This is a genomic window from Paenibacillus sp. FSL M7-1455 (assembly GCF_038004655.1).
Classification (GTDB): domain Bacteria; phylum Bacillota; class Bacilli; order Paenibacillales; family Paenibacillaceae; genus Paenibacillus_AQ; species Paenibacillus_AQ cookii.
The window spans coordinates 4,086,701-4,113,173 of sequence record NZ_JBBORO010000001.1 but is presented as its reverse complement, the minus strand read 5'-3'; the positions used below and the strand labels follow the sequence as shown (position 1 = coordinate 4,113,173).

22 protein-coding genes are annotated in these 26,473 nt (G+C 54.2%); 20 read left to right on the top strand and 2 right to left on the bottom strand.

The annotated features are described in order from the left end of the window. Positions 1 to 49: 49 nt before the first annotated feature. Together NYE48_RS19030 and NYE48_RS19025 are read left to right on the top strand one after the other, a co-directional pair. A complete protein-coding gene (locus NYE48_RS19030) occupies positions 50 to 1,381 on the top strand; it encodes a PhoH family protein (protein ID WP_036713526.1) in 1,332 nt (443 codons plus the stop codon). 183 nt (positions 1,382 to 1,564) lie between these two features. Continuing rightward, positions 1,565 to 2,812 (top strand): extracellular solute-binding protein, encoded by a 1,248-nt coding sequence (locus tag NYE48_RS19025; protein WP_212947174.1) that lies wholly within the window; start codon positions 1,565 to 1,567, stop codon positions 2,810 to 2,812. 15 nt (positions 2,813 to 2,827) lie between these two features. Here NYE48_RS19025 and NYE48_RS19020 read toward each other — a convergent pair whose 3' ends face one another. Both NYE48_RS19020 and NYE48_RS19015 read right to left on the bottom strand, forming a co-directional pair. Further along, a complete protein-coding gene (locus tag NYE48_RS19020; protein WP_246536514.1) occupies positions 2,828 to 3,928 on the bottom strand; it encodes a coiled-coil domain-containing protein in 1,101 nt (366 codons plus the stop codon). Between the two features lie 239 nt (positions 3,929 to 4,167). Next, entirely contained in the window at positions 4,168 to 4,404 is a 237-nt protein-coding gene (locus NYE48_RS19015) for a DUF2626 domain-containing protein (protein WP_036713522.1), read from the bottom strand. A 358-nt stretch (positions 4,405 to 4,762) separates the two neighbouring features. On the opposite strand from NYE48_RS19015, the gene NYE48_RS19010 reads away from it, so the two are divergent. From NYE48_RS19010 to mraY, 18 genes are all read left to right on the top strand, one after another. Beyond that, positions 4,763 to 5,410 (top strand): RsfA family transcriptional regulator, encoded by a 648-nt coding sequence (locus NYE48_RS19010; RefSeq protein WP_036713520.1) that lies wholly within the window; start codon positions 4,763 to 4,765, stop codon positions 5,408 to 5,410. Positions 5,411 to 5,636: 226 nt separating this feature from the next. Further along, complete coding sequence (locus NYE48_RS19005) at positions 5,637 to 6,614, top strand: ketopantoate reductase family protein (RefSeq protein ID WP_340999702.1); 978 nt, start codon at positions 5,637 to 5,639, stop codon at positions 6,612 to 6,614. A gap of 5 nt (positions 6,615 to 6,619) precedes the next feature. Further along, positions 6,620 to 7,009, top strand: coding sequence for a DUF3397 domain-containing protein (locus tag NYE48_RS19000; protein ID WP_212947172.1), 390 nt, complete (start codon positions 6,620 to 6,622; stop codon positions 7,007 to 7,009). Positions 7,010 to 7,152: 143 nt separating this feature from the next. Next, entirely contained in the window at positions 7,153 to 8,808 is a 1,656-nt protein-coding gene (locus NYE48_RS18995; protein ID WP_212947171.1) for a peptide ABC transporter substrate-binding protein, read from the top strand. A gap of 211 nt (positions 8,809 to 9,019) precedes the next feature. Beyond that, complete coding sequence (locus NYE48_RS18990) at positions 9,020 to 9,952, top strand: ABC transporter permease (RefSeq protein WP_212947170.1); 933 nt, start codon at positions 9,020 to 9,022, stop codon at positions 9,950 to 9,952. Between the two features lie 2 nt (positions 9,953 to 9,954). Further along, on the top strand, positions 9,955 to 10,902 hold the full coding sequence (locus NYE48_RS18985) for an ABC transporter permease (protein ID WP_340999701.1): 948 nt from the start codon (positions 9,955 to 9,957) through the stop codon (positions 10,900 to 10,902). A 14-nt stretch (positions 10,903 to 10,916) separates the two neighbouring features. Then, positions 10,917 to 11,912, top strand: coding sequence for an ABC transporter ATP-binding protein (locus tag NYE48_RS18980; RefSeq protein WP_036713512.1), 996 nt, complete (start codon positions 10,917 to 10,919; stop codon positions 11,910 to 11,912). Next, on the top strand, positions 11,909 to 12,838 hold the full coding sequence (locus NYE48_RS18975) for an ABC transporter ATP-binding protein (RefSeq protein ID WP_036713511.1): 930 nt from the start codon (positions 11,909 to 11,911) through the stop codon (positions 12,836 to 12,838). Before NYE48_RS18980 ends, NYE48_RS18975 begins: the two co-directional genes overlap by 4 nt. A gap of 250 nt (positions 12,839 to 13,088) precedes the next feature. Then, the gene (bshC, locus tag NYE48_RS18970) at positions 13,089 to 14,720 is read left to right on the top strand and encodes a bacillithiol biosynthesis cysteine-adding enzyme BshC (RefSeq protein WP_340999700.1); all 1,632 of its coding nucleotides are present in this window, start codon (positions 13,089 to 13,091) and stop codon (positions 14,718 to 14,720) included. Between the two features lie 29 nt (positions 14,721 to 14,749). After that, positions 14,750 to 16,021: an adenosylhomocysteinase gene (locus NYE48_RS18965; protein ID WP_340999699.1), complete on the top strand. Its 1,272-nt coding sequence runs from the start codon at positions 14,750 to 14,752 to the stop codon at positions 16,019 to 16,021. A gap of 215 nt (positions 16,022 to 16,236) precedes the next feature. Beyond that, positions 16,237 to 16,674, top strand: coding sequence for a division/cell wall cluster transcriptional repressor MraZ (mraZ, locus tag NYE48_RS18960; protein WP_036713507.1), 438 nt, complete (start codon positions 16,237 to 16,239; stop codon positions 16,672 to 16,674). Between the two features lie 20 nt (positions 16,675 to 16,694). Continuing rightward, a complete protein-coding gene (gene rsmH / locus NYE48_RS18955) occupies positions 16,695 to 17,645 on the top strand; it encodes a 16S rRNA (cytosine(1402)-N(4))-methyltransferase RsmH (RefSeq protein ID WP_340999698.1) in 951 nt (316 codons plus the stop codon). A 75-nt stretch (positions 17,646 to 17,720) separates the two neighbouring features. Then, entirely contained in the window at positions 17,721 to 18,155 is a 435-nt protein-coding gene (locus NYE48_RS18950; protein ID WP_212947162.1) for a hypothetical protein, read from the top strand. A gap of 9 nt (positions 18,156 to 18,164) precedes the next feature. Then, positions 18,165 to 20,471 (top strand): penicillin-binding transpeptidase domain-containing protein, encoded by a 2,307-nt coding sequence (locus NYE48_RS18945; RefSeq protein WP_340999697.1) that lies wholly within the window; start codon positions 18,165 to 18,167, stop codon positions 20,469 to 20,471. Between the two features lie 115 nt (positions 20,472 to 20,586). Next, positions 20,587 to 22,539: a stage V sporulation protein D gene (locus NYE48_RS18940; RefSeq protein ID WP_340999696.1), complete on the top strand. Its 1,953-nt coding sequence runs from the start codon at positions 20,587 to 20,589 to the stop codon at positions 22,537 to 22,539. 56 nt (positions 22,540 to 22,595) lie between these two features. After that, the gene (locus NYE48_RS18935) at positions 22,596 to 24,083 is read left to right on the top strand and encodes a UDP-N-acetylmuramoyl-L-alanyl-D-glutamate--2,6-diaminopimelate ligase (RefSeq protein ID WP_340999695.1); all 1,488 of its coding nucleotides are present in this window, start codon (positions 22,596 to 22,598) and stop codon (positions 24,081 to 24,083) included. Beyond that, positions 24,083 to 25,486 carry a UDP-N-acetylmuramoyl-tripeptide--D-alanyl-D-alanine ligase gene (locus NYE48_RS18930; protein ID WP_281422478.1) on the top strand — a complete coding sequence of 468 codons (1,404 nt, stop codon included), beginning with the start codon at positions 24,083 to 24,085 and terminating at the stop codon, positions 25,484 to 25,486. Before NYE48_RS18935 ends, NYE48_RS18930 begins: the two co-directional genes overlap by 1 nt. A gap of 21 nt (positions 25,487 to 25,507) precedes the next feature. Beyond that, positions 25,508 to 26,473: a phospho-N-acetylmuramoyl-pentapeptide-transferase gene (gene mraY, locus NYE48_RS18925; protein ID WP_212947153.1), complete on the top strand. Its 966-nt coding sequence runs from the start codon at positions 25,508 to 25,510 to the stop codon at positions 26,471 to 26,473.

Sequence of the window (26,473 nt, the reverse complement as noted above, 5' to 3'; positions counted from 1 at the left end):
TGACGGAATAATTTATGTGTTCATTATGAGTTTGGTGGAGGGAGAAAGTATGAGAAAAATTTTTGTGCTCGATACCAATGTGCTGCTTCACGACCCCAAAGCGATTTATGCTTTCGACGAGCATGAAGTCGTCATTCCCGCGGTGGTGCTGGAAGAGATCGATTCCAAAAAACGCAATGCGGACGAAATCGGCCGCAATGCGCGGACCGTGTCGCGCTTGCTCGATCAGCTGCGGGAAGTCGGGCATCTGCACAGCGGGGTTGAATTATACAACGGCGGCCGCCTGAAGGTGGAACTGAATCATCGAAGTTTTCTCAAGGTGCAGGAGATGTTCGGGGAAATTACCAACGACAACCGCATACTCGCCGTGGCCTTGAATTATCATATGGAAGAGGGCGAAAAAGAGGATCCCTCCGAAGTCGTGCTCGTCAGCAAGGACGTGCTGGTCCGGATTAAAGCCGACGTGCTGGGCCTCAATACGCAGGATTATTTGTCGGACCGGACGGCGGGACCGGACGATCTTTACGCAGGCAACCTCAAGCTGAAGGTGCATCCGTCGGTGATCGACGAATTTTATTCGTACCGCTTTTTGCCGGTCAAGCCGCTCCAGCTTTCCTATCCGCTTCATCCGCATGAATTCGTCATTCTCAAGGATGAAATGGGCAGCACGAAATCGGCGTTGTTAAAGGTGAATGCCGAGGGCACCCGGCTGGAGCCGCTGTATTTGAGCAACGACCCCGTGTGGGGCATATGCGCCCGAAACGCCCAGCAGCGCATGGCCCTGGAGCTGCTGCTGAACGACGACATTCCGCTCGTCACCATCACGGGTAAGGCGGGCACGGGGAAGACGCTGCTGGCGCTGGCGGCGGGGCTGATGAAAGTGGAAGACGAGCACAAGTACAAAAAACTGCTGATCGCCAGGCCCGTCGTGCCGATGGGCAAGGATATCGGATATCTCCCCGGGGAAAAGGACGAGAAGCTGCGTCCATGGATGCAGCCGATTTACGACAACCTGGAGTTTTTGTTCGATACGAAAAAATCGGGCGACATCGACAAAATCCTGATGGGGCTCGGCAGCATCCAAGTCGAGGCGTTGACCTACATCCGCGGCCGGTCCATCCCGGGGCAGTTTATCATCGTGGACGAAGCGCAAAATTTGTCCCGGCATGAAGTCAAAACGATCGTATCCCGGGTCGGGGAAGGAAGCAAAATCATCCTGATGGGCGATCCCGAACAGATCGACCACCCGTATCTGGACGCATCCAGCAACGGCCTGACTTATATCGTCGAAAAGTTCAAAGCCGAAAACATCAGCGGTCATATTACGCTCGAAAAAGGGGAACGCTCCAAACTGGCCCAATTGGCGGCGGATTTGCTGTAGAGGAATGCAAAGCGGCATAAAGTCCTGGATCATCTGCCCGTCATGGAGCATAGGATCCAGGGCTTTTGATCATGTTGAACGGGAAGAGTCAATCATTTCCAACAAAAAGTAGGACAAGCGCCCTACCTTTTTGATAAACTATGAGTGGTGGATGAAGCAATTCTCCGAGGAGGCGGGGCTGATTTGAAGCGGAAAAATTACTGGTTTTTGTTTGCCATCCTGCTGCTGTCATTGACGAGCTTGTCGCAGGGCCAAAATTTGACGTCCGACAGCAGCCGCGGCGAAGAGAGAAAAACGAGCGTCTGGAATCCGCAGCCTGCCTCGCCGGAGGATACGGACCCCAAGCCGATCCGGGTCGTCACCCATGTCAATGAATCCGATTTCAATACATTGCTCGATTTGAACAAGGCTTTCGTCAGCGAAACCGGAATACAGGTCGAACTGAAAAACATGCCGGATGCCGACGCCTACCGACAGCTGACGGCAGCGCTGAAGGTCGGCGAAGGGCCGGATATCATGCTGGTCAACAGTCCGTGGATCCATCCGCTGGCGCTCGGCGGTTACATATTGCCTGCAGAATCCTATCAGAGCAGCACGACGGGGAGCGACGTCATCAGCCCGGTTTCCCAAATGCTTGAATGGAACGGTTATCAGTGGGGCGTGCCGCTGGACATGGACCCTTACGTGCTGGTTTGGCGGAGGCAAGCTGCTTTGCCGGGGAGCGGCGACGCCTTGCCGGGAGACAAGGAATGGAAGGAATTTGCCGCCAAGCTGGAAAGCCGCAAGGATAAACAAACGATCGCCCTTCCTTCGGGGGACGCGTATGCTTTTGCGGCTTTCATGGGGGCTTTCGGGACGGAGAATCCGGTCAATCCTTCGGACGAAGCGATGGAAGCCATCATGAAACTCCGGCCCTCCATCCGGTTCATCCCAAGCGGCGACATGCCAAAAGCCTGGTCGAGCCTCAGCGAAGGGGGACTTGCCTTGATGTCCGTACCTTACTCTGCTGCCTCCCAGGCGAACGTGGATCGTATGGGGTTCCGGGTGCCGGAGCGGCTGTACGCGGCCAATCCGTTTTTGCTGCGCGGGCGGTCCTTCGCCGTATCCTCGCAGATCGAGGATCCCGGCAAAGCCGCCGGCTGGATCGCCTATATGACGTCGGATACGTCCCTGAACCTGTGGACGGATTCCACGGGATATTTGCCGGTCCGTAAAAAAGTGTATGCGCAGGACGGTTTCCCGCCGGCCACACCGCCGCTTTCGCTCGACCGTCTGCTGCAGCCAAGCGAAGGCGGGGCTTTGGACCGTTCGCTGCAGTCGAAATGGAACGATTTTGCGGCTGCCGCGAAGCTTTTCCTTTCCGGTAAAAGCACCGACGTGCAGTACAGGGAGGCCATGGGCGGACGCCCGAATGAAAAAGCTTCGGAATGATGTCTCCGAGGCAATCTACATGGACAGCTTTAAGGTCACATGCAGAACCTGATCCGTACTGCTGACTTCCGTCGCTTTGACGAACGATACGATTTGCTGCGGATAAAAGCCGAGGTCGAATTCGCTTTCGAGCTGGCGGCAGGTCGTGTCGGGCAGCTCCAGTCCGTTGAACACGAGCTTGTCGACATGGAACAGGATCGAGTTTTCGGGTTCGTTTTCGATGCTGTAATGCCCTTCGACCTGCAGGGTCAACGTGCCGCTTTTTCCTTCCGCCACCACTTTGCCGTCCCGGAAACGGAAAGCGAAATTTTTGAAAAGCTCGTTTTTGCTGACCAGAAATTCGTTCAGGTCTTTTTCCTGGACTTCGATCGTATACGTGGTGCCGTTCGTCCGAATGGCGCCTTTTTTGCTCTGGATAAATTCGGGCAAATCGTTCATGGCCGACGCAAGCGCCGAGAAGTAACGCTTCACCTCGTAAATCCCGATGTTTTCCCAATAGGCCGTAAACTCCGAAATCATTTTTTTCATCGCTTCCGGATCGCTGCTGTCGGCCAGATCGCCGTCTAGCTCCTTTTGGAGCGCAAGCACGCGTTCTTTCTGGCGTATGAGATTGTTTTTGATTTGTTCCAGCTGGCGATAGGAATCCTCAAGCCGCCGTTTCGTTTCCTGAATGCCGGCGTACTGGGACCGATAAGCATCCAGCACCGTTTTGTCCTGATCCATGATCATGTCGTAAAAGTCGTATATTTCGAGAAGTTCGCCGATGCTTTGGGCCGACAAAAACATGGCGAGCAGATTGTCCCTTTCGCCCATATAATAAGCCCTGACGACGGCGCCCGCCCGTTCTTGACGGCTTTCGATTTGTTTTTCTTTCTCTTCGAGCTGGATTTGAAGCTCGTCGATTTCTTTTTGCGTTTTTCCCTGCCGGCTTGCGATCCGCTCGATTTCATGGTCGATTTCCACGATCGAAAGCCCTTTTTGCAGCAATTGCTGCTGCTCCGCATCCTCCGGAATTCCGGGGTCAGCTAGTAGCGTCCGCTGCGGATGCAGCAGGGAGAGGAGCAAAATCGGCACGATCAGAACCAACAGCCGTTTTTGCCTCAAGATGCCCTTCACAGATTTTCCCCCCTCCAGGCAAGACCTAAAACAACGTGATTGCCAGTCCCATTGTCAACTATATGCATGGGCAGTCCATTTCATAATCCCGATCGAGGCTTCGACCGGATCAAAAATGAAAGTTGCGCCTTGGCGGCCCGAGTGCAAAAGGACGGGAAGCAAAGAAAAAAGACGGTCCGGCAACGGTGTCGGATCGTCTCTTTTTGATCATTCTTCATACCGATTGATCGGGAACCGAATTACAGCGGCAGACCCATTTTGAAGACTGTCCAGTAGCTGAAACCGGTGAATGTCACGATCATGTAGGCCCAGAAGAGGTAAATATAGGTTTTTTCCGTAAATTTCAGATAACCCAAAATCATGAAAAAGGCAGTTTGCACGAAAAAGAGCAGCGCCATCTCCACCATGTCTCCGGCATATGCCATCAAACCGATCGCGAGCGTAAAGAAGCCAAGTACTCGAAACATGCGTGCCATGCAGGTATCCCCCTCTCTTATGTACGGTCGTAGCTTTACTACACATCATTATAACGTTATCCCAAAAGGGTGTAAACGAAAAGTCATGAACAATTGTGAACTTTTTTCCTTCCGTCATCCTTATTGTGATCATTGATATGGAAAGTATTCAAGGAGCGGCAAGCAGAGTCAAATTTCCGGCAGAAGGAGTATGAGCCCCTTAAAATTTGGCAATACAATTTAGTATCAAATAGATTCTATGAACTCTATGAGAAGCATAGAAATGGAAATAAGCAGCTGTAATACCTCATCAAACCATACGGAAACCAAAGGGTTTGAGGACGGTTATTTTAGGATGTTGTTAGGAGGGTTTTGTTGCATGACAGCAGTAAGACAAGATGCGTGGAGTGCCGAAGACGATCTTATTTTGGCGGAGGTGACCTTAAGGCATATCCGCGAGGGGAGCACGCAGCTGGCCGCATTTGAAGAGGTCGGCGAAAAAATCGGCAGAACTCCCGCCGCTTGCGGATTCCGCTGGAACAGCTGCGTCCGCAAAAAGTACGAGGAAGCCATCAGCCTGGCGAAATCGCAGCGGCAAAAACGAAGCTATTACAAAAAACAACCCGCCAATACCGGGCTTCAGGTTGCGGGCCTGGGACTCGAAGCCGAAGCCGGTTATTACAAAGTGGAAGGCGCAAGCGAGGAGTCGCTGTCGATTGATGCCGTCATCCGCTTTTTGCGCCAATGGAAGGGGAATTTGCAGGAGAACGGCCGCCAGCTGAAAATGCTCGAGAAGGAGCTTCGCGAAAAAGAAGAAGAAATCGCCCATTTGAGAAGAATCAACGAGCAGCTGAGCAAGGAAGTGAACGAGGTCCAGACGGACTACCGGGTTGTCAATGACGATTACAAGGCGCTGATCCAAATCATGGACCGGGCGCGTCGGCTTGCTTTCTTGACCGAGGAAGAGGAAGAGCTGAAAACCCGCTTTAAAATGGACGCAAACGGCAATCTTGAACGGATTGAATAGGCGTTAACATCATCAAGCCGTCACCCGAAGCACCCGTCCGGAACCGCTGGGGTCAAAACAGCGCCGAACGGGTATTTTCGCGGCAAGGGGAGACCGAAGAAGTCTGTGCTGAAGAAGCATCAGACTTTTTTCTCGTTTCGGGGAGCGGCCATGGGATATAATGACGGTAGCAGGAACGGCATGTTCCCTGCACACACACAAACAGGACAAGCAGGTGGGGTAAACGATGATGATCGATTTGATCGGGGGCGGCTCCCTCGGCCTTTTATACGGCGGAAAACTTGCGGCGGCAGGCGCCGACGTGCGGTTATGGTGCCGGACGCCGGAGCAAGCGGCCAAGCTTGCTTCCCGGGGCATCACGATTCGGGATGCGGACGGAGGGACCGAGAGTCAAGCGAAAGCCGGCTCTTTTTTCGCGGGCCCGTTGGAAGGGTTTGCCGAGGCGTGGACCGCAAGGCCGGGACGCTGGATTTTGCTTATGACCAAACAAAAAGACACCGAAGAAGCGTGCCGGATGTCGGCCGGCAGGCTGGCATCGGGAAAACGGGCGACGGATCATCCGCCGGGCGTGGTTTGTTTCCAAAACGGATACGGGCATATGGAAAAGCTGGAAAAGCTGCTTCCCGGCTGGCCGCTGTATGCGGCGGTGACGACGGAGGGCGCCAAGCGGGCGGACGCCTGCGAAGTGGTGCATGCAGGAGCGGGAACGACATGGCTCGGACCGGCCGGACGGGAGCACGCGCGCCATATGGAGGAACGTCCCGAAGAATTGGTCCAAATGCTGCAAAAAGCAGGATTTTCGGCAGTTTTAGCGAATGACATCGATAGAAGAATTTACCGTAAACTGTTGGTCAATTCGGTCATCAATCCGCTTACCGCGCTGTGGAATGTTCCGAACGGGGAACTGCTCTCTTCATCCGAACGATTGCGGACGATGAGCATGCTGCTTCAAGAGGCGCTCGCCGTTTACGATGCATCCGGAATCGCTTGGGAAGAAGACATTTGGGACCAGATTCTGGAGGTTTGCAGGGCCACGGCCGGCAATATCTCGTCGATGCTGAAGGATGTCAGAAACGGGGCGGAAACCGAAATCGACTGGATCAACGGGGCGGTGATCGGTTTGGCGAACCAGGCCGGCGTGCGGGCTCCGCTTCATGAGCTTATGGTCGGTTTGGTGAAAGGGCTGTCGATTCGAGAGGAGTGATTCATTTGGATTTCCTGAAAAATTCGTTTATCTTTTTGAGCATTCTCCCGTTTTTTCCTTTTTTGCTCGTATACTTTACCCACTACCGGTGGAAACATAACAAAAAAGCTTCCCTGAAAGTGGCCATGGATGTCACGACCCTGTTCCTGATCATCTCGGTTTCGGCGCTCTTTAATTTGACTTTTAATTCCAGCTTCGGTTTTTATCTCATTTTGCTGCTTTTGCTGATTGGCGTCGGCCTTGTGGGCAGCGCGCAGAACCGCCTCAAAGGCCGGGTCGACGTCCAAAAAATGGCAAAGCTGATCTGGCGGATGTCTTTTGTCATCATGAGCTTCAGTTATCTTTTATTTACAATTATTGGGATCGTTAAATACATATTCATAACAATGTCTTAGAAAATATGCAGAAATAAAAATGACCACAACGGCATCATGCTTAGATATTCAAGGTGTTAACTTTGGTGTTGGGTATAGATTTTTTTGAACACTGGTTGTATAATCATTTACCATACACTTAATAACCTTAGGGGGACTACATCATGAGAAGGAAAACACTATTAACCCTACTAACGATGCTCCTTGTTGTGGGAACCGTTCTTGCGGGCTGCGGCTCGAAGAATGCCGGCGGCGGCTCCAAGGAAAACGCCTCCGCTGCCAAAGATCAAATACTCCACATGAACCTCAGCGCAGAACCGCCGACGTTCGATCCGGCGCAAGCGCAAGATTCCCAGGCTCATACCGTGCTCAACATGATGTACGAAGGCCTGGTCCGCTTGGATGAAAACAGCAAACCAGTCCCTGGCGTAGCCGAAAAATGGGATATTTCTTCCGATGGACTGAAGTATGTTTTCCACCTCCGCAAAGATGCGAAATGGAGCAATGGCGACCCGGTAACGGCGAAGGACTTCGTCTTTGCTTGGCAGCGCGTGCTCGATCCGAACACGACTCCAGCTCCGCCTTACGCATATCAGCTGTATTACATTAAAGGTGCCGAAGAGTACAACAACAAAAAAATGACCGATTTCAGCCAGGTAGGCGTCAAAGCGACCGACGACCATACGCTGGAAGTCACGCTGAAAAACCCTACGCCTTATTTCCTGGGCCTGACTTCGTTTTACACGTTCTATCCGGTTCACCAATCGGTGAAGGATAACCCGAAATGGGCCGCGGATCCAAAAACGATGATCTCGAACGGTCCTTTCACGCTCACGACTTGGACAACCGGGCAAAAAATCGAAGTATCGAAAAACGCGAACTACTGGGACAACAAGGACATTAAGCTGAACAAAATCACGATGTCCCTTTCCAACAGCGGCGCGACCGAGCTTTCCAGCTACAGAAGCGGCCAGTTGGATTACGCGGGCATGCCGAACGGCGAAATTCCTACCGACCAAATGCCTGCCGTGAAAAAACAACTGCAAAACGAGCTGAACCTGAAACCGATCGGCAGCGTGTACTACTATCAGTTCAACGTAACCGCGAAGCCGTTCGACAACGCGAAAATCCGCAAAGCTTTTGCCATGGCGATCAGCCGTCAAGAAATCGTCGACAAAGTGACGCAAAGCGAAGAAAAGCCGGCTTTCGGATTCGTTCCTCCGGGCATTGCGGGCGAAAAGGAAGAATTCCGCACGGAGCATAAAGACGACTATTTCACCGAAAACATGGACGAAGCGAAAAAACTGCTGCAGGAAGGCATGAAGGAAGAAGGCTACACGACGCTTCCGCCAGTGACCTTGATCTACAACTCCAGCGAAAAGCATAAAAAAATCGCTCTGGCCGTGGCGGACATGTGGAAGAAAAACCTCGGCGTGACCGTTCAGACGGAAAACCAGGAATGGGGCGTGTTCCTTAAAAACCGCAGAAGCCTGAACTACCAAATCGCACGCGCCGGCTGGAGCCCGGACTACAACGATCCGATGACGTTCTTTGACCTGTGGACTTCGAAGAGCGGCAACAACGACATCGGCTTCAAAAACAAAGAATACGACGCGCTTGTCAGCGATGCTTTGGCTTCCTCCGACAACGCAAAACGCATGGATGATTTCGTCAAAGCTGAAAAACTTTTGATTCAGGATCAACAAGTGCTGTTACCGATTTACTATTACACCAACGTAGCACTGATCAAACCGAACCTTAAAGGTGTAATTATCGATTACGCGGGTGGCGTAGACTTTACGCGCGCTTATTTCGAGTAAATGTTAGTGTAAAATGGGAAGGTAATTCGGGATATATATGTGGATCATCCATATATATCCCGTTTTTTTTGCATGGGATATGCTTGAGGTAGATATTTCTTCAATTAGTAATAAATAGATTGGACAAAAGCGCCTCGGATTCTTTAAAATCGAATTATATCGATAATTGTCGAAAAATGTAGAAAAAAATGCGGGGAGGGTTAAATCGGGCATGGTTCGTTATGTAGCCAACAAGTTCTTTTACATGCTGGTGTCGTTGTTCATTTTGATATCAGCCACCTTTTTTCTGATGAAAGCCATACCTGGGGATCCTTTTATGTCCGAGAAAAAGGTTCCGCCTGAGATCCAAGCCCGTCTCATGGAGCAGTACGGTCTCGATAAACCGGTATATGTGCAATATTTTAAATATTTGGGCGATATTGCCACGGGGGATTTCGGCATATCGATGAAACACCAAAACCAAGAGGTTACGGATATCATTTTGCAAACCTTCTCGGCTTCCCTGAAGCTCGGCCTGATCGCGATCGTCATATCGGTCATCATCGGGATCTTGCTCGGGATGCTCGCGGCCCTGTACCACCGAAAGCTGATTGACAACGTGGCCATGATCCTTGCCGTTTTGGGAATCGCGGTACCAAGCTTCGTGCTTGCGTCCCTCATCCAGTTTATATTCGGCGAAAAGCTCGGATGGTTCCATGTCATGGGCTTCGACGGCCCGCTCGATTATGTGCTGCCCGTCGCGGCTTTGTCTGCGCAACCGATTGCCTTTATCGCGCGTTTGACGCGTTCCAGCATGCTTGAAGTGCTGCATGCCGACTATATCAAGACAGCCAAGGCGAAAGGCCTGAACTGGATGGCGATCATGTTCAGACACGTCATCCGCAACGGCATTTTGCCGGTGGTGACCTACATCGGTCCGATGACCGCCAACATCATTACGGGTTCGGTCGTCATCGAACAAATCTTCGGCATCGGCGGCATCGGCAAAGTGTTCGTCGAGTGCATCACGAACCGGGATTACACGATGATCATGGGCGTGACCATTTTCTACGGCGTGCTGCTCATGCTGGCGCGTTTCATTACGGATATCGTTTATGTGCTGGTTGATCCTCGCATTAAATTGACCGGCGGGAAGGAGGGATAACGGTGGCAGCGAATGAGACAACTTTCACGAGCGTGAGCGCCGAGCTGACGCCGGAGGACTTCCGGAAAATCGGCGTCGACGAAAAACAGGCCGAGATCATTCAACGGGAAAGCATATCGGCATGGAAAGACGCGTGGCAGCGGCTGAGCAAAAACAAATTGGCGATGGCCAGCCTTGTCGTGCTGCTGCTCATCGTCCTGGCGGCGATTTTCGGTCCGAAGTTCGCGAATTTCGATTCTTCGACCAACGACCTGCTGAACACGAACCAGCCGCCGTCCAAAGAGCACTGGTTCGGCACCGACGATTTGGGACGCGACATGTTCGTGCGGACCTGGATGGGCACGCGGATTTCCCTCATCGTCGGTCTGGCCGCGGCACTGATCGATTTGCTGATCGGCGTCATCTACGGCGGGATCATGGGTTATTTCGGCGGACGCGTCGACGCTATCATGAATAAATTTTCGGAGGTATTGTACTCCATTCCTTATATGCTCGTAACGATTTTGCTGCTGGTGGTCTTTGAACCAAGCATCGGCACGATCATTCTGGCCCTGACGATTACGGGGTGGATCAACATGTCCTGGATCGTCCGCGGCGAGATCATGCAGCTCAAGAACCGGGAATTCGTGCTTGCTTCCCGTTCCATGGGCGCAGGCTCCGGCCGGCTGCTGTTCCGGCACCTGCTGCCGAACGCGGTGGGACCGATCATCGTCACGCTGACGTTGTCCGTGCCGAACGCGATTTTCTCCGAGGCTTTCCTGAGCTTCCTAGGTCTCGGGGTGCAGGCGCCAAGAGCGTCGCTCGGCTCGATGATCAACGACGCGTTGACCGGCTGGATGTATTATCCGTGGCGGATGCTGTTCCCGGCGATCATTATCAGCTTGACTATGCTTGCGTTTAATATTTTCGGTGATGGCCTCCGCGATGCGCTCGATCCGAAACTGAAATAACAGGAGGTGAGATCATGGATCCGATTTTACAAGTAAAAGACCTGCATGTCTCCTTTAAGGTCAAGGGCGGAGAGGTGAAAGCCGTTCGCGGCATGAACTTCGAAATCGGCAAAGGGGAAACGGTGGCGATCGTGGGCGAATCCGGTAGCGGAAAAAGCGTCACGGCCCAAACGATCATGCGCCTCATTCCGTCCCCGCCGTCCCAAATCAAAAGCGGTGAAATCATTTTTCAGGGCGAAGATATCCTGAAAAAGACAAATAAAGAGATGGAAGCGATCCGCGGCAAAGATATCGGCATGATCTTCCAGGATCCGATGACTTCCCTCAACCCTACGATCAAAGTAGGCAGACAAATCACGGAAGTGCTGATGAAGCACCAGAAAATGACGAAAGCCGAAGCCAAGGAGCGCGGCATCGAAATGCTGAAGCTCGTCGGCATCAAAAACCCGGAGGAACGTTTCGGGCAATACCCGCACGAGTTCTCCGGCGGCATGCGCCAGCGCGTCATGATCGCGATCGCGCTGGCCTGCAATCCGGCGCTGCTGATCGCGGACGAACCGACGACGGCGCTGGACGTGACGATTCAGGCGCAAATCATGGACGTCATGAAGGATATGCAGAAAAAATTCGGCACCTCCATCATTTTGATTACGCACGACCTTGGCGTCGTGGCCGGCATGTGCGACCGCGTCATCGTCATGTACGCCGGCGAAGTGGTGGAGACCGGAACGAAATGGGAGATATTCAAAAACCCGCAGCACCCGTATACGAAAGGGCTGCTTCGTTCCATGCCGCGGCTGGACCAGAAGAAAAACGAGCCGCTCATTCCGATCATCGGCACTCCGCCGGATCTGATCAAGCCGCCGATCGGGTGCGCGTTTTGCGCGCGCTGCGACGAGGCCATGAAGGTCTGCGAGCGCCTCAACCCGGGCGAAACGGTATTCAGCGACACCCAGTCGGCGCGCTGCTGGAATCTGCATGAAATGGCGAAGGAGGTTCGTTCGTCATGAAAGAAAACCATTTGATCGAAGTCGAAGGCTTGAAAAAATATTTTAACGTCGGAAACGGCAAAATCGTCAAAGCGGTCGACGATCTCAACTTCTATATCCGCGAAGGCGAAACGCTCGGGATGGTCGGCGAATCCGGCTGCGGCAAATCGACGGCCGGCCGTACCATTCTCCGCTTGTACGAGCCGACCGCCGGAAGCGTCCGGTTTAACGGCACGGACATCTACAAGCTGTCGCCAAGCAAAATGAAGGCGATGCGCCGCGACATGCAAATGATTTTCCAGGATCCGTATGCATCGCTGAATCCGCGGTTTACCGTATCGGACATCATCGGCGAAGCGCTGGACATCCACAAGATGGCGGGAAGCCGCAAGGAACGGAAGAAGCGGATCGAGGAGCTGCTGGACATGGTCGGTTTGAATCCGGACCACGCGACGCGTTATCCGCATGAATTTTCGGGGGGCCAGCGCCAACGGATCGGCATCGCCCGCGCGCTTGCGGTCAATCCGAAATTCATCATCTGCGACGAGCCGATTTCCGCCCTGGACGTCTCCATCCAGGCCCAGGTGGTCAACCTGCTGCAGGAGCTGCAGGACCGTCTCGGCTTGACGTATTTGTTCATCGCGCACGACCTGTCCATGGTCAAGCATATCAGCGACCGCGTCGCGGTCATGTACCTCGGCAAAATGGTCGAGCTTGCGGACAGCGAAGAGCTGTATGCCAACCCGATCCACCCGTACACCAAAACGCTGCTGTCGGCGATCCCGATTCCGGATCCGGAAATCGAGGAGAACAAAAAGCGGCTCGTGATGAACGACGGATTATCGGGGCCGATCCATTCGGCCAAGGACGGAAATGCAGCGGCGGAGGAAGACACCCGGCTGGTGGAAGTATCCAAAGGCCATTGGGTAGCCGCTCCTTACGCCTAAGCTTCGATGAGGCTGCCGCCGGTTTGAACCGGCGGTTTTTTTTCGTTTGGGCATGGCATACCGGAGAAAGAAGAGTTATAATAATGAAACTGTAACTATTTCGGAAGCATTTGCTCAGGAGGCATGGAAGCTTCCTTCCGATTTCTTTGACGCATGCTGGATCTTTGGTTACAATCAAGGAAGATTTTTGGCAAGGATGCACATATTAAACGAACGATTCAAACAGGTACGATAATAGGAGGCAGACCTCATGAATGTAGTATCGGATTCGCTGAAGAGCGGCTCGGCTCTTGCAGATGATTATATAAACCGCTATGCGCAGGTACAGGATCTGTACGGCGCGGATTTCCGCGACGAAGAGGCCTGGACGCGCCGCGCGGAATGGCTGGATGCATCCGAAGAAACCCGCATCGACAGAAAAGCCCTCGCGGCCTGTCTTCGACAATACAATAAGAAGCATAACGACCATCAAGAGGTACATAAGTCGCTCGATTTGCTGGAGCGGGCGGGTACGCTTGCCGTCGTTGGCGGACAGCAAAGCGGACTGTTTACGGGTTCGCTGCTTGTCGTCTATAAGGCGCTGACCATCGTGCTTGCCGCGAGGGAAGCGGCGGAGCGGCTGCAGCGTCCCGTCGTTCCGGTATTCTGGATTGCAGGCGAAGACCATGACTGGGATGAAGTGAACCATACCCATGTCATGACGCCGGAACTTCAAATCGCCAAAATCAAAATGGACGCGGCTCCAGGTCCGCGCGGGCCGGTGAGCCAGATCCGGGTAACCGGGGAGCAATGGAAACGATCGCTGGACCATTTGGCCAACCTGCTGCCCGACAGCGTCAACAAACCGGCCATCATGGACCTGCTGCATCAAACCGCGGAATCCTCCGGCAATTTGAGCGATGCTTTCGCCAAACTGCTTGGCCGGTTGTTCGGCGAATGGGGCCTGATTTTGCTGGATTCGGCGGATCCGGAGCTGCGCCGGCTGGAGATCCCCGTTTTCGAACGCATCATCCGGCACAATGACGAGCTCGGCGACACGTATCAAGCCGCCGCCGCGAACATAACGGGCAAGGGGTATCCGCTTCAGGCCGACGTCACGGCGGATTGCGCCAATCTTTTTTATGTTTATGAAGGAAACCGGCTGCTGCTGCATAAACATAACGGGACCTTCGCGGACCGCAAAGGCATCGTCAGCTTCACGAAGGAACAACTCGAGCTTGAGCTTGCGAACCACCCGGAACGGTTCAGCAACAACGTTTTGACGCGGCCGCTCATGCAGGAATCCTTGCTTCCGGTGCTGTGTACCGTGCTCGGACAGGGTGAGATTTCGTATTGGGCGATTACGAAAGGAGCCTTTTCCGGGCTGGGATTGCAGATGCCGATTTTGCTCCCGAGAATGTCCTTCACGTTTATTAGCGGATCGGTGCGGAAATACATGGACCATTTCGGCCTGACGTTCCAGGACGTCCAGCACCGTTTTGCCGAGGCGCGCGAGCGCTGGCTGAACGCCCAGGCGGACCTGCATATCGAACCGAGGTTCGAAGAGGCGCGCGCGGCTTTCGAGAAGCTGTATGACCCGCTGATTCAAGAGCTTGGCACGATCCAGTCCGGGCTGCTGCCGCTCGGGGAGAAAAACAAGGACAAAATCCTCGAGCAAATCGCCTATCTCGAACGCAAGACAAAGCAGGCGCTTGAAAAGCGGCATGAGGCGGCGCTCCGCCAGTGGGACTCGATCGCCGCATCCCTGTTCCCGAGCGGCAAACCCCAGGAGCGGGTCTATAACGTTTTCTACTATATAAACCGGTACGGCTTCGGATGGATCCAAGACCTCATGGACAGCTGTACGCGCTACGCGGCGGAACATCAAATCATTGAAATGTAGAAAAACAATTTACGACGAGGAGGTTTTTCATGAGCACGTTGTCCTTGAAAAACAGCATTGTAAAGGATATGTCTTTGGCCCCGGAAGGGCATCTGAAAATCGATTGGGCTTCGGCGCATATGCCGGTATTGAATCAAATCCGCAAACAATTCGAAGCGGAGCAGCCGTTCAAAGGCCTTAAAGTGACGATTGCGCTTCACCTGGAAGCCAAAACCGCCTATTTGGCGAAAGTCGTGCAGGCGGGAGGCGCCGAAGTGACGATCACGGGCAGCAATCCGCTTTCCACGCAGGACGACGTGTGCGCGGCGCTGGTGGAAGACGGCGTGACGGTGCTGGCCAAATACAATCCCGATCCGGACGAATACAAAAGCTTTTTCATTCGCGCCCTGGAAACGAAACCGGATCTGATCATCGACGACGGCGGAGACCTGGTCACGATCCTGCATTCGGAGCGTCCGGACCTGCTCGCGACGATCCGCGGCGGGGCGGAAGAAACGACGACGGGCATCATCCGCCTGAAAGCGCTGGAGAAGGAAGGTTTGCTGAAGCTGCCGATGGTGGCCGTAAATGACGGATACTGCAAATATCTGTTCGACAACCGTTACGGCACGGGGCAATCGGTCTGGGATGCGATCAACCGTACCACCAACCTCGTCGTTGCCGGCAAAACGGCCGTCGTCGTCGGTTACGGCTGGTGCGGCAAAGGGGTGGCGATGCGCGCCAAAGGACTCGGCGCGAAGGTCATCGTGACCGAAGTCGACCCGATCCGCGCCGTGGAGGCCCATATGGACGGCTTTGAAGTGATGCCGATGATCGAGGCGGCAAAACACGGCGATTTCTTCGTGACTGTAACAGGCAACCGCGACGTGATTGCGGGAGAGCATTTCGACGTCATGAAGGACGGGGCGATTTTGTGCAACGCCGGCCACTTCGACGTGGAAGTCAACAAAGTGGACATGGCCAGCCGGGCGGCATCGATCCGGACCGTCCGCCGCAACATTGAGGAATACGAGCTGAAGGACGGGCGCAAGCTGTATCTGCTGGCGGAAGGACGCCTGGTCAATCTGGGCGCGGGAGACGGGCATCCGGCGGAAATCATGGACATGACGTTCTCGCTGCAGGCGATGTCCCTGAAATACGTCAACGACAACTATAAGACGATCGGCAGCAAGGTATTGAACGTGCCGCTGGAAATCGATCAGCAGGTAGCCCGCTACAAGCTGGAAAGCTTGGGCATCGGGATCGATGCGTTAACCAAAGAGCAGATCGCATATTTGGACAGCTGGACAACGCAAGAGTAAAAGGAAATTTATGGACGGTTTTTCTATTCCCATAAACCCCTTGAATCCTTATGGATCAAGGGGTTTATCCGTTTTTCCGGGAAGGGCTTCTGGTTTTATATCCAAAAAAAAGCAAGTGCCCGGAAGGATTTTGATTTTGGGTGGCGAATCTAGTATCCTTAAGTGGTGGAAAGTGGTGCAAAGTGGGGATTTGGGGTAAGGAGTTGAGTGGCCGAATGTTTATGGGGGAGTTTCAACATAGCATCGACGATAAGGGCCGTTTGACGATTCCTGCCAAATTCCGCGAGCTTTTGGGCGCATCCTTTGTCATCACCCGCGGCTTGGACCAGTGTCTTTTCGTTTACCCGATGAACGAATGGAGCATCCTCGAGCAGAAGCTCAAATCGCTCCCGCTCATGAAATCCGATGCCCGCGCGTTTACCCGCTTCTTTTTCTCGGGAGCGACGGAATGCGAGTGGGACAAACAGGGAAGGGTAAATTTACCGGGCAATCTGCGCGGGTACGCCGGACTCGAGAAGGAATGCGTGGTCATCGGCGTGTCCAATCGCGTGGAAATTTGGAGCAAGGATACCTGGGAGGCTTATTTTCAGCAGTCCGAGGGCACGTTTAACGAAATTGCTGAAAAGCTGGTCGATTTTAATTTTGAATTGTAATAAGTCTGGAGGGCTGCAGCTTGTTTCATCACATCACGGTGCTTAAAGAAGAAGCGACAGAAGGGCTGCACATTAAACGAGACGGCATTTATGTCGACTGTACGCTTGGCGGGGCGGGGCACAGCTCCCTGATCGCATCCAAGCTTGGAGAATACGGCAGGCTGATTGCGCTGGATCAGGACGACTGGGCGCTGAATAACGCCAGGGAAAGGCTGGCTCCTTACGAGGACAAGGTTTCCTTGGTCAAAACGAATTTCCGCCATTTGGAGGACGCGCTAAAAGAATTGGCGGTGCCGATGAAAGACGGCATACCGCAGGTCGACGGCATTTTGTACGATCTGGGGGTATCCTCGCCGCAGTTTGACGAAGGGGAGCGCGGCTTCAGCTACAATCACGATGCTCCGCTCGACATGCGCATGGACCGATCGTCGGACCTGACGGCCTGGCATATCGTCAATGAATGGCCGGAGCAGGAAATCGCAAGGGTTTTGCACCAGTACGGGGAAGAAAAATTTTCCCGCCGCATCGCGAAGTTCATTATCGAACACCGCAAAGAGGCCCCTATACAAACGACGGGGCAGTTGGTCGATATTATTAAAGAAGGAATTCCAGCGGCCGCGCGCAGAACCGGCGGGCATCCGGCGAAGCGGAGCTTTCAGGCGCTGCGGATCGCCGTCAACGACGAACTCGGGGCATTCGAGGAATCGCTCCATCAGGCCGTTCGGTGCCTGGCGCCCGGAGGAAGGGTGTCCGTCATTACGTTCCATTCCTTGGAGGACCGGATTTGCAAGCAAATTTTTAACGGCTATGTCGGCAAATGCACCTGTCCGCCCGATTTTCCGATGTGCGTCTGCGGCGGGAAAGGCGAGCTGAAGCTGGTGAACCGGAAGCCGATCGTTCCCGGCGAAGAGGAGCTCGGACTAAATCCGCGCGCACGTTCGGCGAAGCTGAGGGTGGCCGAAAAACTATGAACGACAGCAAAGGCTTTTTACGATACAGGCTCTATGCTTGCGAAAGCGTAAGACTATGATGAAGGGGAAGAAGACATGGCCTATACCCGTGGTAACTTGGCAGTAAAAGAACAAGCACAGACAAAGCGCAAATCTCCCGGTTACCGGGAAAAGACGATGGTGATCACCCGCCGAACCTATCTTCCGGTCAAAGAGAAACTGCTTTATCTGTTCACGATCGTCGTATGCGTCATGATCGCAAGCCTGGTCATCTGGCAAAACGCGAACATCTACGGGCTGAACAAAGAATACCAGAAGATCGAAAAATCGATCAAGGCGTCGAAACAGGAGATCAGCAGGCTGACGGTCGAAAAGCAGCAGCTGGAAGTGGGAATCCGCGATAAAGCGAAGCAAATGGGCTTCGAGGAAACAAGCGACCAGCAGGTCATCCATGTCGAACGCACGCCGATCTCCGCCAAAAGCGGGGACGCAACAAACGGTTCCGGCACCGACAAAAAACAGGGTTTGTGAGGTTGGATCATGGTTAAAAGAATAAAACTTCGCACTTTGTTACTAGGAGGATTCATCACCCTCCTTTTTGTTGTTTTGTTTATTCGCATGTTTACGCTGCAAATCGTTCAGGGCGCGGACTGGCACGAGAAGGGAGTCGCCAGGTGGGAGAAGCAATCGAAAATCCCGGCGGAGCGGGGCACGATTTCCGACCGGAACGGGGACGTGCTGGCGATTAACGCCCCGGCCTATACGGTCGTGGTCAGCCCGCAAGCGCTCCATGCCAACGGCCTGACGGACATGGTCGTGGACGGGCTTCATCAAATTTTGGGCAAAAACGTGGACGAGCTGAAGGCGCTGGTGAACGCGAAGGACAGCAAAACCGGCGGATACGCCAAAAGCCGCGAGGTCCGCAACGAGGGCTGGAAAATCGACGAAAGCAAAAAAAAGCAAATCGATCAGTTGAACGACAAGCTGAAGGAAGAGCTGAAAAAGAACAAAAAAGGCCAGGAAACGGGCCTGGGCACGATCAAGGAATCCAAGCGCTATTATCCGAAAGGTACGCTCGCCTCCCACATCCTCGGGTATACGGACCGTGAAGGCAAGGCGGTAGCAGGATTTGAATACATGTTCAACAAGGAGTTGGAAGGGAAGCCGGGCAAACTGAAATACGAATCGGACACGTCCGGCGACAAGCTTCCCAACTCGAACGAAATCTATGAACCTGCCGTCAATGGTAAAAATTATAAGCTGACGATCGATAACCAGATCCAGTATTATATCGAAGATGCCATGAAAGAAGCGTTCAATGAATACAAGCCGATCAGCATGACGGTCATTGCCGCCGATCCGAAAACGATGCAGATCTTGGGGATGGCCAATCTGCCGACCTTTGATCCGAACAAGTATTGGAAAACGGAGGACCCGAAAGACTTCTATAACTATGCGGTAAAAGCGACGTACGAGCCGGGTTCCACGTTCAAGATCGTCACGTTGGCCGGGGCAGTGCAGGAAAAGCTGTTTAATCCGAACGCGTTCTACAAATCCGGAACAATCAGGGTGCCGGGCACCCACCAGGACCTGCACGACATTAAGCGTTCAGGCTGGGGAACGATCTCTTATCTGGAAGGGGTTAAACGTTCCAGTAACGTGGCTTTTGTTAAGCTAGGGGAAATGCTGGGCAAGGAACGGCTATTGAAGTATATCAGAGATTTCGGCTTCGGCGAAAAGACGGGCATTGATCTGCCGGGTGAAGTATCAACGAAGATCAATCTGCCGGGTCCCGTCGAAGTGGCCACCGCTTCTTACGGCCACGGCGTATCGGTCACGCCGATCCAGCAGCTTGCGGCGATCAGCGCCGTAGCGAATGGGGGCAAACTGTTAAAACCGCAGATTGTTAAAGAAGAAGCGGATCCGAATACCGGAACCACCAAAACATTTTCGCCTTACACTGTACGCCAGGTCATTTCGCCGGAAGCCGCCAAAGAAACGAGTTATTACCTGGAGCAGGTTGTTGCTGACCGGAAAGACGGCACGGGGAAAAATGCATACATCGACGGTTACCGCGTAGCAGGTAAAACGGGAACGGCTGTCAAGATTGTAAATGGCAAATACGATTATTCCAAATCAGTCGTGTCCTTTATCGGCTTCGCGCCGGTCAACGACCCGAAAATCGCGGTCATCGTCATCATCGACCAACCGAACGATCCGACCGTTGGCGGCGGCAAGGCGGCGGCTCCGGTCTTCAAAAAGATCGTTTCGCAGTCGCTGCAGTACATGGGGGTTCCTAGAAGCGTCGAAAAGAAAGATGAGAAGGACGAAAAAAATAACGCCATTCAAGCGCAAAACCGCCGGCCTGCTCCCGATTTGACGAACAAAAACCTGAAGGACGCGGAAAAGCAGCTCCTCAAAGCGGGCATCGCTTTCGATACGTTGGGCAAAGGGGCGACGGTGGTCAAGCAGTTTCCGGCCAAAGGGACGCCGCTTAGTCCGGAACAACGGATCTACTTGTTTACCCAAACCGACAACGTCATGGAGGTTCCCGACCTTACGGGCGAATCGCTGCGCGATGCCCTGGATGTTCTGACGTTGATGAAAGTACAGGTAAACGTTAGCGGCGAAGGATATGTCGCCAGCCAGAAAGTCACGAACCAGAACGGGAAACGGACGGTGCAGCTGACGTTAAAGCCGGCGGATGCGCTGGACGAAAGCAAGGACGGGGACGACGACAACTCGGATAAGGATGACAAAGATCGGCAAACCGGCAAAAACGAACAGGCCGGCGGGGGGAACCAATCTTCATTGGGAATAACCAACGGCGTCAACAAAGATAACTGAAAAATTCGGATAAAACCTGTCATTTCAGGGCAGCTTGTTCTATCCCCTGTTTGTCCAGAATACTTATGTTAGGAATAACGGACATGACGATCTGGATAAGCAGGGAGGAATAAGAGTGAAAGTTTCGAACGTGACGCGCAGACGCAGACTTCTCGTAAGCTTGGCCGTTCTTTGCTTGCTGTTTGCTGCTATAATAGTAAGGCTTGCGTATGTCCAACTGGGCAAAGGAGCGGAACTCTCGGCGAAAGCGGAGGAAAACTGGAGAAGGCAAATTCCGTCCGTCGCCAAACGGGGCGAAATCCAGGACCGGAACGGCGTGCCGCTGGCTTACAACATCAGTTCGCCTACGATTATGGCGGTGCCGGTTCAGGTCAAAGATCCGGACAAAACGGCAAGGCTGCTTGCGCCTTTGCTCGGGATGACGGAGGAAAAGATCAAAAGCTTGGTCACAAAAAGATCGATGAGTGTGAAACTTCAACCCGGCGGACGCAAAATTACGATGGAGCTTGCTCAGAAAATTCGTGATTTAAACCTGCCGGGTATCGTTGTTGCCGAGGACAATAAGCGGTATTATCCTTATGGGGATCTTGCGAGCCATATTCTCGGCTTTACCGGAATCGACAACCAGGGCTTGACCGGCGTCGAGCAAAAATACGACAGCAAGCTGAACGGCATCCAGGGCAGCATCTCGTATCTGTCGGACGCCGGCGGCCGCATCATGCCCGGTTCGTCGGAAAAATACGACGCGCCGAAGGACGGGCTGACGTTAAAGCTTACGCTCGAAAAGTCGATCCAATCGATCATGGAGCGGGAGTTGGATCAGGCCATGGTGCAGTATCAGGCCAGGGGCGCCTGGTCCATCGCCATGAATCCGAAAACGGGCGAAATTTATGCGATGGCGAGCAGGCCCGGATACGAGCCGGGAAATTACAAGGAATATGCTTCCGAGGTCATTAACCGCAACCTGCCGATCTGGATGACCTACGAACCGGGTTCGACCTTTAAGATCATCACGTTAGCCGCGGCGCTGCAGGAAAAGAAAGTCGACCTGAAAAACGAACGTTTCTTCGATCCGGGGTACATCAAAGTCGGCGGCGCCACGTTAAAGTGCTGGAAGCGCGGCGGCCACGGCAGCGAAACCTTCCTGCAGGTGGTCGAAAACTCCTGCAACCCCGGCTTCGTCACCTTGGGCAACCGGCTCGGGAAAGACACGCTGTTCAAATACATCCGCGATTTCGGCTTCGGCGCGAAAACGGGCATCGACTTGAACGGCGAGGAAAACGGGATTTTATTCAAGCTTTCCCGCGTCGGACCGGTCGAACTGGCGACCACCGCTTTCGGACAGGGCGTATCCGTCACGCCGATCCAGCAGGTGGCAGCCGTCTCGGCGGCCATAAACGGCGGGTATTTGTATAAACCGTACGTGGCGAAAGCATGGGTCAATCCGGATACGGGCGAGGTCGTCAGCGAAAACAAACCGCAGCTGGTCCGGCAGGTGATCTCCGAGGAAACGTCGAAGCAGGTGCGCGAGGCGCTGGAAAGCGTCGTGGCCAACGGCACCGGACGCCCGGCCTTCATCGACGGCTACCGGGTCGGCGGCAAAACGGGGACCGCGCAGATCGTCGTCAACGGACGGTACTCCGCCACGGAGCACATCGTGTCGTTTATCGCTTTCGCGCCGGCGGACGATCCGCAAATCGTGGTCTACACGGCCGTCGACAATCCGGCGGGCATCCAGTTCGGGGGCGTGGTCGCCGCGCCGATCGTGCAAAACATTTTGCGGGATTCCCTTCAGGTTTTGAAGGTGCCGCCGCGCAAGGATCAGCTGCCGAAAGCATACAAATACGGAGACACGCCGATCGTTACCGTGCCGGATCTGGTCGGGGCGACCGTGCAGGATTTGTACGAAGATTTGAACATGAATTTCGTGCTGTCCAAATCGGGCACCGGCAACACGGTCGTCAGCCAGGCGCCGAAGCCGGGCAGCCGGGTGGAACGCGGGTCGACCATTCGCATATACATGGGGGCCGATCCGGAACTGAAGGAACAGGACAAAGCTCCCAATTAGAGGTCTTAATCATCGCGGCAATGGACGATAATAGAAACTAGAGCGAGGGATATGTAATGAAACTGAACGAACTGGCTTCAACACTAACAATTGCAAAAATCAAAGGAAGCGGGGACATCACCATCACCGGTCTTCAGACCGACTCGCGCAAAGTGGCGCCCGGGGACGTGTTTATTTGCTTGCCCGGGCATACGGTGGACGGCCATGATTATGCCGGGCAAGCGGCCGAAAAGGGCGCCTCGGCGCTTGTCGTCGAACGCGAGCTGGACATCGACCTTCCGCAGGTCATCGTCAAGGACTGCCGCTACGCGATGGCGGTGATGGCGGACGCGTTTTTCGGCTCCCCAAGCTCCCACATGAAAATGATCGGCGTCACCGGAACGAACGGGAAAACGACGACCACCTACCTGATCGAAAAGATGATGAACGACCACGGAATCCACACCGGCTTGATCGGCACGATCCAAACCCGTTACGGGGGCCGCACGTTCCCGATGTCCGGCACGACGCCGGAGGCGCTGGAGCTGCAGCGATCCTTGGACGACATGTCCGCCAACGGCGTACAATGCTGCGTGATGGAGGTTTCCTCCCATGCGCTGGAGCAAGGGCGGGTAAAAGGAACCGACTTCCGTACGGCCATTTTTACGAACCTGACCCAGGACCATCTGGACTACCATAAAACCATGGAAGAATACAGAGCCGCGAAAGGCCTCTTTTTCTCCCGGCTCGGCAACAAATTCGGCCGTCAAGCCAGCGAGCGGAAATTCGCCGTATTAAACGCCGACGACGAAGCATCGCAATATTTCGCCAAAGTGACCGCCGCCGAGGTCATTACATACGGCTTGGACGAAAAAGCCGACGTGCGCGCGTCCGACATCTCCATCACGGCCCAAGGCACGTCGTTCCATGTGGACACGTTCCGCGGCAGCGCCGACATCCAGCTGAAAATGGTCGGCAAATTCAACGTATACAACGCGCTTGCGGCCATTACGGCAGGGCTGCTCGAGGGGCTTGAGCTGGACGGCATCAAGCGCAGCCTGGAATCCGTGCCGGGCGTCGACGGACGCGTGGAGGCCGTGGACGAAGGCCAGCCGTTTGCGGTCATCGTAGATTACGCGCATACGCCGGACGGCCTGGAGAACGTGCTCAAAACCGTCAAAGAGTTCGCCAAGGGACGGGTCATTACCGTGTTCGGCTGCGGCGGCGACCGCGACCGCACGAAACGCCCGTTGATGGGCAAGCTTGCCGCGAAATACAGCGATTTCGTCATGGTTACTTCGGACAATCCGCGGACCGAAAATCCGGACCTGATCTTGAAGGACATCGAGGCGGGGCTCGCCGAAGATGCCGTGCCTCAGGACAAATACCGGCTGATCGTGGACCGGCGGGAGGCCATACAAAAGGCTATTGAAATGGCAAGCCCGGACGATGTAGTATTGATTGCGGGGAAAGGTCATGAGACCTACCAAATCATTGGACATACGAAATACGATTTTGACGATCGGGTCGTGGCCAAGGAAGCGATAAGGGGTATGAACAAGTGATTACGAAGAAGTTGGGCGAAATAGCGGTCATGTGCGGGGGAACCCTGGCGCATGACCATGATTGTGATATACGGGTTGAGGGGGTCTTTACGGATTCCCGCAAAATCGAAGCCGGCAGGCTGTTCGTGCCGCTGGTGGGCGAAAAATTCGACGGCCATGCCTTTGCCGCGGCAGCGCTTGAAGGCGGCGCATGCGCCGTGTTATGGCAGCGGGACCGGGGCCTTCCGCCGGAAGGTCCCGCCATCGTCGTGGAGGACACGCTTGCCGCGCTGCAGGCATTGGCCAAGGCTTATTTGGCCGAAGTCGGATGCCGCGTCGTCGGCATCACGGGCAGCAACGGAAAAACGACGACGAAGGACATGGTATACGCGCTGCTCGGAACTTCCTTTAAGGTTCATAAAACCGGCGGGAATTTCAACAACCATATCGGGCTGCCGCTGACGATCCTGGAAATGCCGGAGGATACGGAAATCGCCATTCTCGAAATGGGCATGAGCGGCCGCCATGAGATCGAGGCGCTGTCGGCCATCGCCTCCCCCGACGTGGCCGTCATTACGAACATCGGCGAAGCCCATCTCCTTCAGCTCGGATCGAGACACGAAATCGCCCGTGCCAAGGTGGAAATCATCAGCGGCATGAAACCGGGCGGCCTGCTGGTTTACCATGGCGACGAACCGTTGATTCCGCTGGTGCTCGGCGAGCCGGAGACGGTAAAACCCGAAGGGCTGAAAACCTTCACGTTCGGCATGGATCCGGACAAAAACGACGATTATCCGACGGGCATGATGTTCCATGCGAAAGGCGTCATTTTCACTTCCCATCGTCATCCCGAGGAAGGTCTTGACCTGCCGCTGCTGGGACAGCATAACGTCATCAATTGCCTTGCCGCGCTTGCGGTGGCGGATCACTTCGGCATCGGGAAGGAGCAGATTCGCGAGGGATTGTCCGGGCTGCGTTTGACGGGGATGCGGATCGAGCAGATGACGGCGCCGAGCGGTCTTACCGTGCTCAATGACGCCTACAATGCCAGTCCGCTCTCGATGAAGGCGGCCATCGACGTGCTGGACAGCCTTAAAGGCCACCGCAAGAAAATTGCCGTTCTCGGGGACATGCTTGAGCTTGGGCCGAAAGAGCTCGAGTTTCATGCCGAAGTCGGAGAATATGCCGCGGACGGCAAAGTCGACATGCTGTATACGTACGGAACGCTGTCGGCGGAAACCGCAAAAGCCGCCAAAAACAAACGTCAGGATATTCCGGTCTATCATTTTGCCGATAAAAAGGAACTCGCCGCCCATCTTGCCGGGCAGGTACATCCGAAAGACATCGTGCTGATTAAGGCTTCGCGCGGAATGAAATTGGAAGAAATAGTGGATGCTCTTGTCGATCAAGACTTGCATAACTAAACATACGGAGGGGGTGAATCCATGGATTATCAATTGCTGCTGCTGACGATCGGAGTTTCGTTTATTCTCGCAATCATTGCCGCTCCTCTCCTGATTCCGCTGTTGAGGCGGCTGAAGTTTGGACAGCAGGTACGGGACGACGGCCCGCAAAGCCACTTGAAAAAAGCCGGTACCCCGACGATGGGCGGCGTCGTGATCATTTTGGCGTTTACGCTGTCTTTCTTGAAGTTTTCGGTCATAAATACCGATTTTTATGTCATGCTCGTCGCCACGCTAGGTTTTGGCCTCATCGGATTTCTCGATGATTATATCAAAATCGTGTTCAAACGTTCGTTAGGTCTGACGGCGCGCCAGAAGCTGGTCGGCCAGCTGCTGTTTGCGGCCATCATGTGCGTTTTGCTCATTCAAAACGGGCATAGCACCGCGATCCACGTGCCGGGAACTTCCTTTTCGTTCGATTGGGGCGGATGGTTCTATTATCCGTTTATCGTTATCATGATGCTTGCCATCAGCAACGCGGTCAACTTTACGGACGGCGTGGACGGCCTGCTTTCCGGCGTGAGCGCCATCGCGTTTGCGGCTTTTGCCCTGGTGGCGATGCAGGCGACGTCGCTGTCGGCAGCCGTTTGCGCCGCGGCGATGATCGGAGCGGTACTCGGCTTCCTGGTGTTTAACGCGCATCCGGCCAAAGTATTCATGGGCGACACGGGCTCCCTCGGCATCGGCGGAGCGATCGGCGCGATTGCGATCGTGACCAAAACGGAGCTGCTGTTCCTTGTCATCGGCGGCGTGTTCGTCATCGAGATGTTATCCGTGGTGCTGCAGGTCGCATCGTTTAAAACGAGAGGCAAACGCATATTTAAAATGAGTCCGATCCACCACCATTTCGAATTGTCGGGATGGTCGGAATGGCGCGTCGTCATTACGTTCTGGCTGGTGAGCATCGTACTCGCGGGCATCGGACTTTACTTGAACAAGGGGTTGTAG

Bases quoted from the DNA above. Each gene is read 5' to 3' on its own strand.
- NYE48_RS18990 (WP_212947170.1), top strand. From the start codon at position 9,020: ATGGTTCGTTATGTAGCCAACAAGTTCTTTTACATGCTGGTGTCGTTG.
- bshC (WP_340999700.1), top strand. From the start codon at position 13,089: ATGAATGTAGTATCGGATTCGCTGAAGAGCGGCTCGGCTCTTGCAGAT.
- NYE48_RS18950 (WP_212947162.1), top strand. From the start codon at position 17,721: ATGGCCTATACCCGTGGTAACTTGGCAGTAAAAGAACAAGCACAGACA.
- mraZ (WP_036713507.1), top strand. From the start codon at position 16,237: ATGTTTATGGGGGAGTTTCAACATAGCATCGACGATAAGGGCCGTTTG.
- NYE48_RS19030 (WP_036713526.1), top strand. From the start codon at position 50: ATGAGAAAAATTTTTGTGCTCGATACCAATGTGCTGCTTCACGACCCC.
- mraY (WP_212947153.1), top strand. From the start codon at position 25,508: ATGGATTATCAATTGCTGCTGCTGACGATCGGAGTTTCGTTTATTCTC.
- NYE48_RS19015 (WP_036713522.1), bottom strand. From the start codon at position 4,404: ATGGCACGCATGTTTCGAGTACTTGGCTTCTTTACGCTCGCGATCGGT.
- NYE48_RS18945 (WP_340999697.1), top strand. From the start codon at position 18,165: ATGGTTAAAAGAATAAAACTTCGCACTTTGTTACTAGGAGGATTCATC.
- NYE48_RS18965 (WP_340999699.1), top strand. From the start codon at position 14,750: ATGAGCACGTTGTCCTTGAAAAACAGCATTGTAAAGGATATGTCTTTG.
- NYE48_RS19010 (WP_036713520.1), top strand. From the start codon at position 4,763: ATGACAGCAGTAAGACAAGATGCGTGGAGTGCCGAAGACGATCTTATT.
- NYE48_RS18995 (WP_212947171.1), top strand. From the start codon at position 7,153: ATGAGAAGGAAAACACTATTAACCCTACTAACGATGCTCCTTGTTGTG.
- NYE48_RS18975 (WP_036713511.1), top strand. From the start codon at position 11,909: ATGAAAGAAAACCATTTGATCGAAGTCGAAGGCTTGAAAAAATATTTT.
- NYE48_RS18935 (WP_340999695.1), top strand. From the start codon at position 22,596: ATGAAACTGAACGAACTGGCTTCAACACTAACAATTGCAAAAATCAAA.
- NYE48_RS19005 (WP_340999702.1), top strand. From the start codon at position 5,637: ATGATGATCGATTTGATCGGGGGCGGCTCCCTCGGCCTTTTATACGGC.
- NYE48_RS18980 (WP_036713512.1), top strand. From the start codon at position 10,917: ATGGATCCGATTTTACAAGTAAAAGACCTGCATGTCTCCTTTAAGGTC.